This window comes from Sphingomonas sp. (assembly GCF_035998645.1).
Lineage (GTDB): Bacteria > Pseudomonadota > Alphaproteobacteria > Sphingomonadales > Sphingomonadaceae > Sphingomonas.
In genome coordinates, this window is record NZ_DASYHL010000002.1 from 743,744 (window position 1) to 760,331 (window position 16,588).

Consider the following 16,588-nt stretch of genomic DNA (forward strand, 5'->3'; position numbering starts at 1 on the left):
GTCAGTCCTCGGGTTCGACTAATTCTTCGGGCGGGTGCAAACGCAGGCGACGGACGCGGGTTGCGTCGGCCTCCAGCACTTCGAGCGTCCAGCCGCTGGGATGCTTGAGGCATTCGCCGGCTTCGGGAACATGGCCGGCGAGGATGAAGGCGAGCCCGCCAAGCGTCTCGATATCCTCCTCGACCTCGCCCAGCCGCGGATCGATCGCCGCGGCGACATCCTCGAGCTCGGCGCGGGCGTCGGCGTCCCAGCCGCCATTTTCGAGCGGGACCCACAAAGCCTCGGGCGCGTCGTCATGCTCGTCGTCGATCTCGCCGACGATTTCCTCGACCAGATCCTCGATCGTGATCAGCCCGTCGGTCCCCGAATATTCGTCGAGGACGATTGCCAGGTGCGTGCGGCTGGCCTGCATCTGCGCGAGCAGGTCGAGCGTCCCCATCGATTGCGGGACATAGAGCGGCTGGCGCATCAGATCGGTGATCTTGGACGGCGGCCCGGCTCCGGCGGCGAGGACGGCGAACACGTCCTTGATGTGAATCATGCCGATGACGCGATCGAGCTTCTCGCGATAGACCGGCAGGCGGCTATGCCCCGCTTCGGCGAAGATCTGCACCAGTTCGGCGAAGCTGGTCGCTTCATCGACGGCGATGACATCGGCGCGCGGGACGCCGACATCGCCCGCGTCGCGCTCACCGAAATGGAGGAGGTTGCGGAGCATCTTGCGCTCCAGCGGCGAGAGGTCGCCCTTGGCGGACTTGCGGTCCGTACCCTCTTCCGCCTCGTCGATCGCGTCCTCGATGCGTTCGCGCAGCGTTTCCTCATGCTCGTCGCCAAAGAGCAAAGAGCGAAGGCCGCGCCATATTCCGCCGTCGCCGCTACTGTCGCCGTTCCCGTTGCTACTGGGGCCGTCCGCCATCTTAGAGTTCAATCCTCGCGTATCAGATAGGGGTCAGGGATCCCCAAGGTTGCGAGCGCGGTGCGCTCCATCGACTCCATCGCTTCGGCTTCGGAATCCCCCTGATGGTCATAGCCTAGCAAATGCAGCACGCCATGGACAATCAGGTGCGTGGCATGTTGCTCGACCGAAATGCCCTTTTCCGCAGCTTCGCGTTCACACACACCCTGCGCAAGGATGATGTCGCCCAGAATGACCTCACCATCGTCGCTGTTCTGGGTCAGCGATTCGATCAGGTCGGGCTCGATCATCGGAAAGGACAGGACGTTGGTCGGCTTGTCCTTCTGACGATATTGCGCGTTGAGCTGATGCACCTCGGCATCGTCGGTCAGGCGCACCGCGATCTCGATCATCGCGTCGCTGGTCGACAGATAGCCATAGGGCGTCTGGTCGACCGCAGCGGCGGCGGCCTTCATGCCCAAGGCATCCCAGTCGAGTTCGGGCCAGCCGGGTTCAGCCTGGACGGCAACGTCAAGCATCAGCCCTGATCCCCGCCTTCATACGCCTCGACGATCCGCCCCACGATCGGGTGGCGGACGACGTCGCCGATGCCGAAGCGGACGAATGCCATGCCGTCGATCCCCTCGAGCTTGTTGACCGCGTCGTTGAGGCCGCTCGCCGAGGGGCCGCCGGGCAGGTCGGTCTGTTTGGGGTCGCCGCACACCACCATGCGGCTGTTCTGGCCGAAGCGGGTGAGGAACATCTTCATCTGCATCGGCGTCGTATTCTGCGCCTCGTCCAGGATGACGAAGGCGTCGGCCAGGGTGCGTCCACGCATGAACGCGATCGGGGCGATTTCGATCTCGCCGCTGGCGATGCGCCGCTCGACCTGTTCGGCCGGCAGACAATCGTAGAGCGCGTCGTAGAGCGGGCGCAGATACGGATCGACCTTGTCCTTCATGTCGCCGGGCAGGAAGCCCAGCCGCTCGCCCGCCTCGACCGCAGGGCGCGACAGGATCAGGCGCTTGACCGATCCGGTGATCAGCTGTGCCACCGCCTGCGCCACGGCGAGATAGGTCTTGCCGGTTCCCGCCGGTCCGAGCGCGAAGATAATGTCGTTGGACACCAAAGCGCGCATGTACGTCGTCTGGGTCAGCGAGCGCGGGACGATCGTCTTGTTGCGCGTGCGGATCATGATCGGCGGGGCGCTGCCGCCGGACTCGTCATTCTCGGCGCGGACAATGCCGGTCAGCATCGGTTCGGTCGCCATCGCGATCACCGCGTCGATCAGGCCGGTGTCGATCGCCTCGCCCCGGATCACGCGGCTGTGCAGTTCGATCAGCACTTCGCGGGCATGGGCAACCGCCTCGGCGCTGCCCTCGATCACCACGCGTTGTCCGCGCGCATGGATATAGACGCCGAGCCGCTCCTCCAGTGCGAGGATGTTGCTGTCGTATTCGCCGAACAATTGCGGGAGCAGTTGCGGGCGGTCGAAATTGACCTCCACACGGGCGCGCTGACCATGCTGGGCGGGGACTGGCTTGCGGCTCATGCGGTCCTTTCGGTGGCTGGAACGTCACACAGGTCATGGATTTGCGCGATCATCGACGCGCGCGGCGGCAGACGAAGCTGACAAAAATGCACGTATGAGGGCGACTGCGGGCCATGATGGGCCGAACCGGTTTTCAGCGCGGAGGTTCCGTTTCGCATGTCGTGGTGCGAGGATGGCAGAGGCGGGCCGCGTAGGACAGCGGAAATGCTGCCCCGATGCCGATTGGCACCGGGGGTGACGCAGCCGGGCAACAGTGGGTGGTTCAGTCCGTGCCGAGCCAGGCGCGGCGGAACGCCCGCTGCGCCTCTGTCAGCGTGCCGCCGGTCTTTTCGAGCGTGACGATCGTCAGCTTCGGATCGGCGACCGGGGTGATCGTCGCGCTGCTGGCCCCGGCGCGGTTGGCATAGGCGATGGTCGCTGGCTGACCCGGCTTCAGTGCCGCGAGTGCGGTGCGCCAGTCGGCGGGGGTGGCGATTGCTTGGCCATCGATTGCGACGATCGTGTCGCCGCGATTCAGCCCGGCGGCGTAGATCGGGCTGCCGGGAACCGGAATTTCCGCGAGGCGCACAGGTTCGTCGCCGCCGCCGGTGACATTGCTAGTGCCGATCCATGCCTTGCTGGCATCGGCCGGGCGCAGCACCAGCCCCGCCTGGGCGAGCAACGGCGCGAAATCGGGAAGGTCGCTGCCCCGGATATGCGCGTCGAAGAACGCCTTGGCGAAGGCGGGGGCGCGGGTGAGTTCGGCAAGGCCCGCTTCGAGATCGGCGGGGGTATAGGGTTTGACCGGCGCGAAGCCCTGCTGCGCTTCACCGTGCCGCTTCCACAGGTGGCGCATATAGGCGTCGAGATCGGTGTCGAAGCGCTGGCGCAACGTCAGATCGAGCGCGAGCGCGACCACCGCGCCATAGGGGTAATAGGAGGCGAAGATCCGCTCATTCACCGGGTCAATCGACGCGGCAGCATCGACGAACGGCGCGCGCAGGCTCATTTCCTGCGGCGATCCGTAGCGGCGGGCGGAGTTGTTGACGATGAAGTCGAGCGTCCCGCCCAGCCCCGCGAGCGTGGCGTCCAGCGTCGCCTCCTTCGCGCGCAGGATCGCCAGCGGGCCGTAATATTGCGTGAAGCCTTCGGCGAACCACAAGGACGGCGTCGGATCGGCCTGGGTGAAGTCGAACGGCTCGAGTTCCGCCGGGCGCAGCCGCTCGACATTCCAGGCGTGGATGAATTCATGGCTCAGCGTGCCGAGCTGGGCGAACTTGCCCGCTTCCAGCGTGCGCGGCTGGCTGATGATTGTGGAGTTGCGATGCTCCATCCCGTCGCCGCTGATCTGCGGCACATAGTCGGCGATGAAGGTGTAGGTGCCGAAGTCGAACTCGGGCGCGGTGCCGAAGATGCGGATCTGCTCGGCCACCACCTTCTTCGCCTTCTCGGCATAGGCGTCGATCGTTTCCGGCGTGTCGGCGCTGTGGACGGCGAGGCGGATCGTCTGGTTCTTGCCGCCCGAAGTGATCGTCCATTCGCGCAAATGGTGGTCCGACAGTTCGGTCGGGCTGTCGAGCAGATACTGGAGGTGGGGCGCCCAGAAGGTCGTCGCGCTGCCGCTCACCGGCGCGAGCTGGGTCGCGATCTTCCACTTGGGATCGGCGGGGCGGAAGGTGACGCGGATCGGCCGTTCGTCATAGCCCGCCGCCCAGATCAGCGTCGCGGGCATGTTGAGATGCGCGTGGGTCTGGTCGATCTGGCTGTAGGTGCCATCGCCGCGGTCGCCGTAGAGGGTGTAGGCAAAGGTGACGGTGCCGTCATGGCCGCTGACGCGCCAGCTGTACGGATCGCTGCGGTCGATCTTCAGGTCGCGGCCCGCGCTGTCCTTGGCCGAGACCGAATAGACGTTCTTGGCGAATTCATGGATCGCGTAGCGGCCGGGCGAGGAGCGGGCCATGCGGAACTCGACCGCGCCGGGCTTGAGGTCGCGATAGGTAACCGCGATCCGCGCTTCGCGATGCGCGGCGTTGTCGAAGCTGAGCTCGTAGGAGATCGGCGCGTTCGGGCCGGGGTCTTTGGCTTGCTGTGCGAGCGCGGTGGTGGCGAGGAGGAGCGGGGTAGCCAGCGCGAGGATGCGGGCGGTCGAGGTCAGGTTCATCGGCGGAACGTGGCTGAGTGGGCGGGCGGTGTCCAGATGGGCATCCCAAATCCTCCCCGGAACGGGGAGGGGGACCAGCCGCAGGCTGGTGGAGGGGGCCCGAGGCAAAGGAATCCGTTGCCTCGGGCCCCCTCCACCACGCCGCTCCGCGTCGCGGTCCCCCTCCCCGTTCCGGGGAGGATTTTTAGAGCGCTACCCCCGCCAGCGAGTTCGGATCGGCGCGGACGATCTCCACCTCGATCAGGTCGCCGATCGCGGCGTCGGTCATCAGATGGACCGACTGCAGCCAGGGCGATTTGCCCAGCATCTGCCCCGGCAGCTTGCCCTTGCGCTCGATCAGCACCGAACAGGTTCGGCCCAAGGTCGCGGCGTTGAACGCGGCCTGATCGCGGTTGAGTGCGGCCTGCAGGCGCTGGAGGCGGTCATCCATCACCTCCTCGGGCACCGCGCCGTCCATCTCCGCCGCCGGCGTGCCGGGGCGGGGCGAGTATTTGAAGCTGAAACACTGGGCATAGCCGACCGCGTCGACCAGGCTCAGCGTATCGCGGAACTCCGCTTCGGTCTCGCCGGGGAAGCCGACGATGAAGTCGCCCGACAGCGCGATATCGGGGCGGACGGCGCGGACGCGGTCGAGGATCGCCAAGTACGAATCGCGGCTGTGGCTGCGGTTCATGGCTTTCAGAATGCGGTCATTGCCCGCCTGCACCGGGAGGTGGAGGAACGGCATCAGCTTTTCGACCTCCGCATGCGCGCGGATCAGGCCTTCCTTCATGTCGTTGGGATGGCTGGTGGTGTAGCGGATGCGGGCCAGCCCCGGAATCTTGTCGAGCGCGGCGATCAGGCCGTGCAGGCCGGTACCCTCGGCGTCGTCCCACGCATTGACGTTCTGGCCGAGCAAAGTGATCTCGCGCGCGCCGGCGTCGACCAGCGACTTGGCCTCGTCGACGATCGCGGCGAACGGCCGGCTGACCTCGGCGCCGCGGGTATAGGGGACGACGCAATAGGTGCAGAATTTGTCGCACCCTTCCTGCACCGTCAGGAACGCGGAGGGGCCGACGCGGCGGCGGCTGGGAAGCGCGCCGAACTTGCTGGCGGCGGGCATGTCGATGTCGGTCGCGGCGGTGCCGGAGGCGGCCTGGGCGATCAGGGCGGGCAAATTGTGATACGCCTGTGGGCCGACGACCACGTCCACCTTGGCGCGGCGAATAATCTCGTCGCCTTCGGCCTGAGCGACGCACCCGGCGATAGCGATCATCGGGGCGGCGCGCTCGGCGTTGCGGGCCTTTTTGCGGAGGTGGCCGATGTCCGAATAGACGCGGTCGGTCGCCTTTTCGCGAATGTGACAGGTGTTGAGGACGACCAGATCGGCGCTGTCGGCATCGGCAGCGGCGGTCATGCCCTGTGCCGCCATCAATTCGGCCATGCGCTCGCCGTCATAGACGTTCATCTGACAGCCGAAGGATTTGACGTGATAGGTCTTGGGGGTGGCGCTCATGGCGCGGGCCTATAGTCGAAAGGGGGCGGTGCGTGAACAATCTTCCCTTCCGGCCCCCTAGCCAATAGAGACCCGCCCACATGGCACGGATCGAAACCCCCCGCCGCGTGCGCGGCACGCAGGATATTTTTGGCGACGAGCAGCGCCGCTTTGCGCGCGTGGTCGAGGCGTTCGAGCATGTGCGGCGGCTGTACTGCTTCCAGCAGGTGCAAGTGCCGGTGTTCGAATCCACCGCCGTGTTCGCGCGCTCGATGGGTGAGACGTCGGACGTGGTGTCGAAGGAGATGTACACCTTCCCCGACCGTGGCGACGATTTGCTGACGCTGCGGCCCGAATTCACCGCGGGGATTTGCCGGGCGTACATCACCGAGGGGTGGCAGCAATTCGCGCCGCTCAAGCTGACCACGCACGGCCCGGTGTTCCGCTACGAACGCCCGCAAAAGGGGCGCTATCGCCAGTTTCACCAGATCGACGCTGAGATCATCGGCGCGGCGGAACCGCAGGCCGATGTCGAGCTGCTGACCATGGCGGACCAGCTGTTGAAGGAGCTGGGGATCGCCGAGGGCGTGACGTTGCAGCTCAACACGCTGGGCGATGCCGAAACGCGTGAGGCGTGGCGCGCGGCGCTGGTCGCGCATTTCGAGGCGCATCGCGGGGAGTTGAGCGAGGACAGCCTCACGCGGCTCGAGAAGAACCCGATGCGGATTCTGGATTCGAAAGACCCGCGCGACCGGCTGATTGCGGATTCGGCGCCGGATATCGATGCCTATCTGACGGATGAGGCGCGGGCGTTTTTCGACGCGGTGACCAGCGGACTGGATGCGGCGGGCGTCGCGTGGACGCGTAATGCGCGGCTGGTGCGCGGGCTCGACTATTACCGGCACACCGCGTTCGAATTCGTCACCGATCGGCTCGGCGCGCAGGGGACGGTGCTGGCGGGCGGGCGCTATGACGGGCTGATCGGCAATCTGGGCGGGCCGGAGACGCCGGGCGTGGGCTGGGCTGCGGGGATCGAGCGGCTGGGGATGTTGCTGGAGGAACCGGGAGTTCAGACTCCACTCATCACGGTCATTCCCGTCGGAGCCGACGCCGAACAGCTTTGCACCGCGTTGGTGGCGCGCTTCCGGCGTGGCGGCCAGATTTGCGACATGGCGTTTCGGGGCAATCTCAAGAAGCGGATGCAGCGCGCTGACGCGGCTGGAACGCGTTTCGCCGTCATCGTGGGTGAGGATGAACTGGCCGCTGAAGAACTCGTCGTGCGCAGCCTTCGCACCGGGACACAGGTGAAACGTAAGCTGAGTGACCTCAAAGCCGCCGAGGGTAAGACGGGGTGGGATTATCTGAGCGTTTTGGCAGGCGGTCTTGACGGAATCGGTCGCACCCCATGACCCGCATCTCCCCCGAGCGGATCGCGCAGATCGAGGCGCGGCGGGATGAGCTGTCGGCGATGATGGCGACCGGCGATCTTCCGTCGGATCGCTTCGTCGCGGTGTCCAAGGAATATGCCGAGCTGGAGCCGGTCGCGGCGGCGGCGGGTGAGGTACGGCGGCTGCGCGCCGAGGCGGTGAGCCTGGCGGCGATGACGCGCGATGCCGATGCCGAGCTGCGCGCGATGGCGGGCGAGGAATTGCGCGCGAATGAGGCGGCGCTGGCGCAGGCCGACCACCGCCTCGCGCTGGCGCTGCTCCCGCGCGACGCGGCGGACGAGCGCGCGGCGATGCTGGAAATCCGTGCCGGGACCGGCGGGGACGAGGCCGGGCTGTTCGCGGGCGACCTGCTGCGCATGTACACCCGCTATGCCGAGCGGCAGGGGTGGAAGGTCGAGCTGATCTCCGCCAGCACGTCGGAAGCCGGGGGCTATAAGGAAGTGGTCGCCAGCGTGGCGGGCAAGGGCGTGTTCGCGAAGCTCAAGTTCGAGAGCGGCGTGCATCGCGTCCAGCGCGTGCCGGTGACCGAGAGCGGCGGGCGCATCCACACTTCCGCCGCGACCGTCGCGGTGCTGCCCGAGGCCGAGGAGGTCGATGTCGAGATCCGTAACGAGGATCTGCGCATCGACATCTATCGCGCGTCCGGTGCGGGCGGGCAGCACGTGAATACGACTGATTCGGCGGTGCGGCTGACGCATATCCCGACCGGGCTGGTGGTGATCCAGCAGGATCAGCGGTCGCAGCACAAGAACCGCGACAAGGCGATGCAGGTGCTGCGCACGCGGCTCTATGAGCTGGAACGCGAGCGGCTGGCGAGCGAGCGCTCCGGTGCCCGCAAGTCGATGGTCGGCTCGGGCGACCGGTCGGAGCGGATCCGCACGTACAACTTCCCGCAGGGCCGGGTGACCGACCACCGCATCAACCTGACGCTGCACCGCCTGCCCGAGATCCTTGAGGGCGAGATGGACGAGCTGGTCGGCGCGCTGGTGTCCGAGGACGAGGCCGAGCGGCTGGCGGCGCTCGATTCGTGAACGAGGCACGGCCCGACCTGAGCGTCGCGCTTGAGGCGTACATGGGTTATCGCGAGCACCCCTGTCCTGGAAATCATTGGAATGCGGTCGTGGCGGCGCTCGGTCCAGCGCGTGCGCAGGAGATCGAAGTGCCGATGCTCGGCGTGCTCGCTGACCTTGACGCGATCAAGCCCGATTGGCGTCTACAGTCGCTCGATCAAGCGTCGGAGGCGGCCGCGCGCGAAATTCGAGCGCGATATGCTGACATCGATGAGCGCGCCGGGAAGGCGCTGTTTTGGGCCTATAGCTATGGCTACAAATGAGCGGTGTTTGCTGCCTGTCATCTTGGTAGAGGGCGGGGGTGACTGGGTAGTTTGGGTGGCTGACGGCGCGGCTATTATCGTCCCGCTTGCGGGAGGGGCTAGGGGAGGGCCTGTCCATTCGGGCCGCTCCCTATGGTGACAGGCCCTCCCCCGACCCCTCCCGCAAGCGGGAGGGGAGTTAGGGTTGCCCTTGCCGAGGCGGCTGCGCGCATTTCGTCTGCTACCCCTCGGCTCGATGCAGAACTGCTGATGGCGCATGCTCTGGGTATGTCGCATCAGGATTTGCTGCTCAAGCATCTGGGCGACCCCGCTCCGGCCAGCTTCCACGCACTGGTCCAACGCCGCCTCGCCCATGAGCCTGTCGCGTACATCACCGGCTCGCGCGGCTTCTGGAGCGTCGAGATCGGCGTCGGTCCCGGCGTGCTGGTGCCGCGTGCCGACAGCGAGACGCTGATCGAGGCGGCGGTGGCGCATTTCGTCGGAACGAGCGGGCCGAAGCGCGTGCTGGACCTGGGGACCGGGCCGGGGACGTTGTTGCTCGCCGCACTGGCGGAGTGGCCCGGCGCGAAGGGGCTCGGTGTGGACGCATCTGATATCGCGATCGACTATGCGCGTAGCAACGCCGACGCTCTGGGTATGGCGGCGCGGGTTGATCTGCGGCGCGGCGACTGGGCAACCGATCTCCACGGCCAGTTCGACCTGATCCTGTGCAACCCGCCATATATCGGCGTTGGCGAGGAACTGGGGCCGGAGGTGCGCGACCACGAACCGTCCGCCGCGCTGTTCGCCGGCGCCGACGGCCTCGACGACTATCGCCGGATCATCCCCGACCTCCCTCGGCTGCTCGCGCCGGGCGGCATCGCGGTGGTCGAGATCGGCTGGACGCAGGGGCAGGCCGTGTCGGCGCTGATGCGTGGCGCTGGGCTCGATCCCGTGCTGCACCACGATCTGGGCGGACGCCCGCGTGCGGTTGCGGCCAAAATGCCGCGAAGTTGAACTATCGCTGCGGGGCACCAATATAAGGCTTGGAGATTGTTGCCGCGCGGGCTAAGGATGACCCCGGGGCAGGAACCAGCAACTTAAATCGTTGAAAAGGTTCGCCGACCCAAATCAAGGCATGCGCGCTGCTGATTGTCCGGCAGCCATGCAGGAGCCGTTTCGATCCGAAGGATCGTGACGGCATGCGGTGTAACACGCATCCGGGATCGCTGTTTGACCGATGGCGGATTGAGTAAGGACAGGACACACAGACGTTGATAAACAATCGTCAGGCGAACAACGGTCGCCGTCGCGGTCGTGGTGGCCAGCGCCAGCAGGGCGGCGGCAATCCCAACCAGGGCAACCGGATCGACAATCGCGCACGTGGCAATGCCGCGCAGCTGCTTGAGAAATACAAGAACCTCGCTCGCGACGCGCAATTGGCGGGCGACCGGGTGAACACCGAATATTACCTGCAGTTCGCCGATCACTATTTCCGCGTGCTGGCCGAAACGCGCTCGCGCTTCGAGGAACAGAATCCGCAACAGCGCCGCCAGCGCGACGAGTTCGACGGCGACGAGGATGAGTTCGACGGTGAGGACGGCAATCGCGGCCAGGACGGCGACTTCGGCGACGACGGCGACGAGCAGTCCGAGCGTCCGGTGCGCAACGAGCGTTCCGACCGCGGCGAGCGCAACGACCGCCGCCCGAACCGCGACCGCGATCAGGCTCCGCGCGAGCATGCGCCCCGCGATCAGGCACCCCGCGATCAGGCACCCCGCGATAACGCGCCGCGTGATCGTGACGGACGTGACCGCGACGGCCGCAACCGTGACCGCGATGCGCGCCGCGAGCGTCAGCCGCGTGGCGTCGAGGGCGAAGTGGCTCCGGTCGCTGCGAACGAGGACGAAGCTCCGGCCGAGGATGGTCGCCGCGCGCGCCGTGGGCGTCCGCGCCGCGACGAGGCGAGCAGCGATTCGGGCCATGGTGCCGAGATCGCGGCAGTGCTGCCGCCGGCGCTGGGCGTCGAGGGCGAGGTGGTCGAGGTCAAGCCGCGCCGTCGCCGCGTGAAGAAGGAAGAGGGCGAACCGGCTGCGGCCGAATAAGCGCCCTCCGCTTCGACGAAAAATAAAGGCCGGTCCGTGACTTACGGGCCGGCCTTTTCGTTTCTGGCACCGTTGACCGTTGACATCGGGCGCCCATTGGCGATGGTGCGCACACCAGATCGAAGGGGAAATGCGATGCGGCGGATGACGTTGGCGCTTGCGGCCGGAGCCGCGCTTTCCGGGACGATGCTGGCGCTGCCCGCCTTCGCCCAATCTGCCCAAGCACCGCAGGCCCCAAGCGCCCAGGGCGAGGTCGCGGTCACCATCTATAACAACAATCTGGCGCTGGTGCAGGACAAGCGCGAACTGCGCCTGCCCGCAGGCAAGTCGAAGCAGGATTTCCCCGATGTGTCGGGACAGATCCGGCCCGAGACGGTGACAATCGGCGCGCCCGGCGCGACCATCGTCGAACAGAATTTCGATTTCGACCTGCTCACCCCCGAAGCACTGATGGAAAAGGCGGTCGGCCAAAGCGTCACCGTGGTGCGCGGTGGCCAGAACCTGCCTGCCAAGATCCTTGCCTATAATGACGGGACGGTGGTCGAGATCGGCGGACGGATCGAGGTGCTGGGGAAGGACGACCGGGTGATCTTCCCGTCGCTGCCGCCATCCCTGCGCGCGCGCCCGACGCTGTCGGTGACGCTGGATGCCGATGCCGCGGGCGCGCGCCCGGTGACGCTCAGCTACCTGACCTATGGCATGGGCTGGAAGTCCGACTATGTCGCGCTGTTCGACGAAAAGGCGGGCAAGATCGACGTTCAGGGCTGGCTGACGCTGACCAACAATAGCGGCGTGACCTATACCAATGCCAACACGCTGCTGGTCGCGGGTGCAGTCGGCGGCGGCGGGCGCGGCATGGGATCGGTGATGGTGCCGGGTACCGAGACCGCGGGCCGCGAGCGGATCGGCGACTTCTATGTCTATCCGATCCCCGGCCGCACCACGATCGCGCAGCGTCAGCAAAAGCAGGTCAGCTTCCTCGATGTGGCGGGCGCGCCGGCGGCAAAGGCCTATGCCTATCGCAACCCCTGGCTCGGCCGTCAGGATCAGGCGCGCAGCGTCGACACGGTGCTGCGCTTCTCGTCCTCGAAGGAAGGCGGCCTGGGCGACGCGCTGCCCGCCGGGACGGTGCGCATCTATATGCGTGACGCGCGCGGTGCGCCGCAGTTCATCGGCGAGAATGCGATCCCGCATACCCCGATGGGCTCGCGGCTGGCGATCAAGACCGGCGAAGCGTTCGACGTGAAGGTCAAGGCGGTGGTCCAGACGCGCACGCGGATTAACGACAAAAAATGGCGCACGACGATGGTCTATACGCTGACCAATGCGCGGCCCGACGCGGTGGTAGTCGAACTGTCGCAGGCCGGGCTCGACAGCTGGTGGCAGGATACGCGGATCCTGGAGGAGACCCAGGTCAGCGAGCGCGTCAACGCCGACGAGGCGCTGTGGAAGGTGAGCGTCCCCGCCAATGGCGAGGCGACGCTGACCGCGACCTTCGAAACGCGTTACTGAGTCGCGCCTGTGCGGCGTGCCGCCCTGCTGCTGATCGCGACCGCGCTCGCCGGGACGGGCGGGGCGTGGGCGCAGAACGTGCAGACTTCCGCTGGACCCGACTCGGTCGGGGTCACCATCTATCGCGCGCCCAATCGCGATTCCGCCGAGAAGATCAATCTCGACTGGCTCGGCGGCTATGCGCTGATCACCGAGACGCGGACGGTAACGATCCCCGCCGGCCGCGCGGTGATCCGGTTCGAGGGGGTCGCGTCGGGCATCCTCCCCGAAAGCGCGATCGTCACCGGATTGCCTGAGGGTGTACGCGAGAAGAATCTCGACGGCGATCTGTTGTCGGCCGGGAGCCTGTACAGCCGCGGCTATGCCCGACCGGTGACGCTGCGCCGGACGCGCGATGGCAAGACAGTGGAGGAGCGCGCTGTGATCCGCTCCGGCCCGGCGGGCGCGGCGATCGTCGAAACCGAGCGTGGGATCGAGGTGCTGAACTGCGGTCCGACCGAGGATGCGATCGCCTATGACGCGGTGCCGACCGGGCTGTCGGCCAAGCCCACTTTGTCGGTCGAGACCGAATCGCCGCAGGGCGGAACGGCGACGATCACTTTGTCTTACCTCGCCTGGGGCTTTGACTGGCAGGCGAACTATGTCGCGACATTGCGTGACGGCGGCGGCACCGCGGCTGGCGTGCGGACGGCGGACCTGTTCGCCTGGGTGACCTTGGCCAGCACCGACATGACCAGCTTTGCCGACGCCGAAACGATGGTGGTCGCGGGCAAGGTCAACCGGACGACGGGGCGGACGCGCAACCCATTCGAGACGGTCGAGACCTTCGAGTTCAAATGCTATTTGCCCGATGGCGCGGGTGGCATCCCGCCGCCGCCGCCTCCACCGCCTCCACCGCCTCCCCCGCCGGTCGCCATGGCCGCACCAATGGCGCGTGAGGAAATCGTCGTGACGGGCGCGCGGATGCGGGTCGCGGTTCAGGAGGATCTGGGCGACCTCAAGGCCTATCGCATTCCCGACCGCACCACCGTTGCGGGCAAGGCGCAGAAGCAGGTGGCGATGCTGTCGAAGGATGCCGTGCCGGTGCGCATCATCTATGCATCCGAAATCGGTTTCCGGGGCGCGGAGCAGCCGCAGATCCTGCTCCGCGCGATGAACAAGGAAAGCGACCGGCTGGGGCTGCCGCTCCCCGCTGGGCCGGTCGCGCTGTTCGAGCAGCAGGGTGAGCGCTCATTGCTGATCGACGAATCAAGCACCGACGACAAGGCGGTGGGCGAGGAGGTCGAGGTCAAATTCCCCGCGACCGCCAATGTGACGCTGGAAATGAAGCAGCAGCAGGCCCCGCAGAAACAATCTGGGCTGCGCCGCTACGCATTCGAGCTGATCGTGCGCAACGCCAACCCCTTCCCGGTCCAGTTCGAGGGCGAGTTCAACATCGACCCCGCATTGATGCGCGGGCCGAGCGTCAAGCTGGGCAAGAAGGATGGCCGCACTTTATGGGCGGTGACGGTGCCGGCGAACGGATCGCAGACGCTGAGCTATAAGGTGCAGCTGCCGCCCCCGCCAAAGCGGCAGCGTTAATCCCGCTTCTTTTCCGTCGCATCGCGCGACCGCTCGTCATGGCCGGTGCCGGAGCTCAAAAACACCAGCCCCATCAGCGCGCCGCCGAGCAGGATCGACAGCCCGACCCCGATCGCCATCGCGATCGACGCGTGCAGCTGAAACTCGCCGACCGCGACATAGAGCGCGATCACCGCGACGATCGCCGACCCCAAAGCGAGCAGCCCGACAAAGCCGAAAATGCGGCGGTAACGGCGCCAGGCGAGGCGCGCATAATCGGGATTGTCGAGGTTCGGTTCCATGCCCTTTCATTTGGGGACGAATCGTGGGACTCTCAACCGCCTAACGAGATGAAGGAGACTGGCGATGACCATCGCAGCAATCCTCGGCACCAAGGGACAGGATGTCACAACCATCGGCGGCGACGCGACCGTGCGTGAAGCGGTTGCGCTGCTTGCCGAAAAACGCATCGGCGCGGTGCCGGTGGTCGAGGGCGGCGTGGTGGCCGGCATCTTTTCCGAACGCGACGTGATTCACTGTTTGAAGCGCGATGGGCCGGCGGCACTCGATACGGATGTGCGACATGTGATGACCGCCCCGGCGATCACGGTGACGCGCGGAGAATCCGTGCTCGGCGCCTTGTCGCTGATGACCCAGCGGCGCATCCGCCATCTGCCGGTAGTCGAGGGCAGCGCGTTGATCGGGTTCGTGTCGATCGGCGATCTGGTCAAATTCCGGATCGAAAAGATCGAGGCCGAGGCGGATCAGATGCGGGCCTATATCCAGACGGCGTAGCGAAGGCGGGTCCAACGGGCGTTGGGGCGGCGGGTTTGGTCAACGCCGGATCATCGCAATCGCATCCTGCACCGTCGCGCGCGCGAAAAGCCACAGCCACGCACCATAGACGCCAGCCCCCACGCCGGTGAGCAGGGCCAGATGCGGCAAGGGCGCAAGCGGCGGGAGCAGGCGATCGACCAGCCCGACGATCAGCGCCATCGCGACCGCCGCCGTAACCGGAGGAAGAATTGCCTCCAGCCATTCGCGCCACGACAGGCCGATCACCGGCAGGCTGCGGGCGGCAGTCACCAGTAGAAAGAGCGGCCATACCGCGATCCACGCCCAGGCAAGTCCCTCGACTCCCCATTTCACTCCGATCAGGAAGGCGGCGGGAAGCAGCAGTGCGCCGATCGCGGCGGTCTGCGCCCCAAGCCCCGGTCGCCCGCGTGCATCCGTTGCGGGGGCGAACAGCACCTGCAGCGTCATGAACGGCATGGCGAGCGCGAGCAGATGGACGATCGGCCCTGCCTCGAGCCACTTTTCGCCCAGCGCGACATGTACCAACGGCTCGGCGGTCGCGGCGAGTCCGAGATAGAAGGGCATGGCGACGACCATGATCAGCCGCACCGACCGCGCAAAGGCAATCGCGGTTCCCTCAGCATCATCTTGCATCCGCGCATAGGCGGAGAAGGCGACCTCGTTCAGTGCGGGGATGAACTTGGACACAAGGATCTGGGTCAGAAACAGGCTGGTCGTATAGATGCCGAGCCAGTGCGGGTCGAAACTCCGCCCCGCGATGAACACGTCGGACTGGCTCTGCACGAACCAGAAGAACTGGCCGGTCGCGATCAACCCGCCAAAACGCGCCATCTCGCCCGCGCCGCGAAAGTCGAAGCTCGGCCACATCAATGATCCCGCAGCCCAAGTCATGCCGATCGCGCGGGTGCCGAACAGGACAAGGGGGGCCAGCACGAGCGTCCATACGCCAAGGCCGGCATACGCACCCGCAACCGCGGCGATCGCACCGGCCACTGCCGACACGAGATTCACCTGCGCCTGCTTGCGGAAGTCCATCGCCCGCGCGAGCAGTGCATAGGGAAAGGCGATGAAGGGCGTCGCGATATAGAGCAGCGCCTGAACGCGCAGCAGATCGGCGACGACTGGCTGACGGTAATAGGCCGCAGCGAGCGGGGCGAGGATGAACTGGAGCGCGCCAAGCCCGAGGTTGAGCAGCAGCAGCATGCCGAACAGCTGGCGCACCGCACGCTCATCGACATCCGCCTTCTGGATCAGTCCGCTCGCCAGACCATAGCCATTGAGCAGGTTGAGCAGCACCAGCACGACCTGGGTCATCGCGAACAGGCCATAGTCGCTCGGGTCGAGCATTCGAATCACGAGGAAGGTGGCGCCCCAGGCGATGACCTGCCCCAGGATCTGGGTGCCGGAGCGCCAGATCACCGCACTGCGCACCTGATTTCGGAGCGATTCTCGGCCCCCATTCGGCGATTCGGCGTGTGATTCGGTCATGGAATGGCTATGGCAGGTAGGTGTTGCTGTGTCGTAAACCGCAGTTTTCTGCGGGTTTGGTGTGCTGCGCAACAAAAATGCAAAAACCCTGTTGACCGAATCCGAAGCCGGGCATAGAAGCCACTCCACCGACGCGGTGCTCCTCACCGGAACGCTTCGACGGTCACCAAAAACCAGACGCACAGGTCGTCCCGAGAAAAAGGGATTAGACGGTGCGTCGGTCTTTGTCGCTATTTGACATTGTGATTTTGATGAAGGGACATGTGGGCGGCGGCCCCGGGTCTTG

The 16,588-nt window shown here is 66.2% G+C and carries 15 protein-coding genes; 8 read left to right on the top strand and 7 right to left on the bottom strand.

Features of this window, described 5'->3' with window-relative positions:
* Position 1 precedes the first annotated feature (1 nt).
* The 5 genes from VGN66_RS03955 to miaB all read right to left on the bottom strand — a co-directional run bounded on the left by VGN66_RS03955 (position 2) and on the right by miaB (position 6,082).
* Complete coding sequence (locus tag VGN66_RS03955) at positions 2-916, bottom strand: hemolysin family protein (protein WP_327517535.1); 915 nt, start codon at positions 914-916, stop codon at positions 2-4.
* An 8-nt stretch (positions 917-924) separates the two neighbouring features.
* Positions 925-1,434: an rRNA maturation RNase YbeY gene (gene ybeY / locus VGN66_RS03960; RefSeq protein WP_327517536.1), complete on the bottom strand. Its 510-nt coding sequence runs from the start codon at positions 1,432-1,434 to the stop codon at positions 925-927.
* Positions 1,434-2,447: a PhoH family protein gene (locus tag VGN66_RS03965; RefSeq protein ID WP_224922213.1), complete on the bottom strand. Its 1,014-nt coding sequence runs from the start codon at positions 2,445-2,447 to the stop codon at positions 1,434-1,436. Before VGN66_RS03965 ends, ybeY begins: the two co-directional genes overlap by 1 nt.
* A gap of 262 nt (positions 2,448-2,709) precedes the next feature.
* Positions 2,710-4,587 (bottom strand): PDZ domain-containing protein, encoded by a 1,878-nt coding sequence (locus VGN66_RS03970; protein ID WP_327517537.1) that lies wholly within the window; start codon positions 4,585-4,587, stop codon positions 2,710-2,712.
* Positions 4,588-4,771: 184 nt separating this feature from the next.
* A complete protein-coding gene (miaB, locus tag VGN66_RS03975; RefSeq protein WP_327517538.1) occupies positions 4,772-6,082 on the bottom strand; it encodes a tRNA (N6-isopentenyl adenosine(37)-C2)-methylthiotransferase MiaB in 1,311 nt (436 codons plus the stop codon).
* Positions 6,083-6,162: 80 nt separating this feature from the next.
* On the opposite strand from miaB, the gene hisS reads away from it, so the two are divergent.
* From hisS to VGN66_RS04010, 7 genes are all read left to right on the top strand, one after another.
* Entirely contained in the window at positions 6,163-7,470 is a 1,308-nt protein-coding gene (gene hisS, locus VGN66_RS03980; RefSeq protein ID WP_327517539.1) for a histidine--tRNA ligase, read from the top strand.
* Positions 7,467-8,540, top strand: coding sequence for a peptide chain release factor 1 (gene prfA / locus VGN66_RS03985; RefSeq protein ID WP_327517540.1), 1,074 nt, complete (start codon positions 7,467-7,469; stop codon positions 8,538-8,540). The genes hisS and prfA overlap by 4 nt, the downstream gene beginning before the upstream one ends.
* Positions 8,541-8,581: 41 nt before the next feature.
* Positions 8,582-8,842 (top strand): hypothetical protein, encoded by a 261-nt coding sequence (locus VGN66_RS03990; protein ID WP_327517541.1) that lies wholly within the window; start codon positions 8,582-8,584, stop codon positions 8,840-8,842.
* 132 nt (positions 8,843-8,974) lie between these two features.
* The gene (gene prmC / locus VGN66_RS03995) at positions 8,975-9,838 is read left to right on the top strand and encodes a peptide chain release factor N(5)-glutamine methyltransferase (RefSeq protein ID WP_327517542.1); all 864 of its coding nucleotides are present in this window, start codon (positions 8,975-8,977) and stop codon (positions 9,836-9,838) included.
* Between the two features lie 257 nt (positions 9,839-10,095).
* A complete protein-coding gene (locus tag VGN66_RS04000) occupies positions 10,096-10,926 on the top strand; it encodes a DUF4167 domain-containing protein (protein ID WP_327517543.1) in 831 nt (276 codons plus the stop codon).
* Positions 10,927-11,061: 135 nt separating this feature from the next.
* Positions 11,062-12,438: a DUF4139 domain-containing protein gene (locus VGN66_RS04005; RefSeq protein WP_414713174.1), complete on the top strand. Its 1,377-nt coding sequence runs from the start codon at positions 11,062-11,064 to the stop codon at positions 12,436-12,438.
* 9 nt (positions 12,439-12,447) lie between these two features.
* Complete coding sequence (locus tag VGN66_RS04010; RefSeq protein WP_327517544.1) at positions 12,448-14,019, top strand: hypothetical protein; 1,572 nt, start codon at positions 12,448-12,450, stop codon at positions 14,017-14,019.
* Here the strand turns inward: VGN66_RS04010 and VGN66_RS04015 are convergent.
* Complete coding sequence (locus tag VGN66_RS04015; protein ID WP_224922221.1) at positions 14,016-14,300, bottom strand: hypothetical protein; 285 nt, start codon at positions 14,298-14,300, stop codon at positions 14,016-14,018. The genes VGN66_RS04010 and VGN66_RS04015 overlap by 4 nt on opposite strands.
* Positions 14,301-14,364: 64 nt before the next feature.
* On the opposite strand from VGN66_RS04015, the gene VGN66_RS04020 reads away from it, so the two are divergent.
* The gene (locus VGN66_RS04020; RefSeq protein WP_327517545.1) at positions 14,365-14,793 is read left to right on the top strand and encodes a CBS domain-containing protein; all 429 of its coding nucleotides are present in this window, start codon (positions 14,365-14,367) and stop codon (positions 14,791-14,793) included.
* Positions 14,794-14,832: 39 nt separating this feature from the next.
* Here the strand turns inward: VGN66_RS04020 and VGN66_RS04025 are convergent, their stop codons facing one another.
* Positions 14,833-16,302 (bottom strand): lipopolysaccharide biosynthesis protein, encoded by a 1,470-nt coding sequence (locus VGN66_RS04025; RefSeq protein ID WP_327517546.1) that lies wholly within the window; start codon positions 16,300-16,302, stop codon positions 14,833-14,835.
* Positions 16,303-16,588 lie beyond the last annotated feature (286 nt).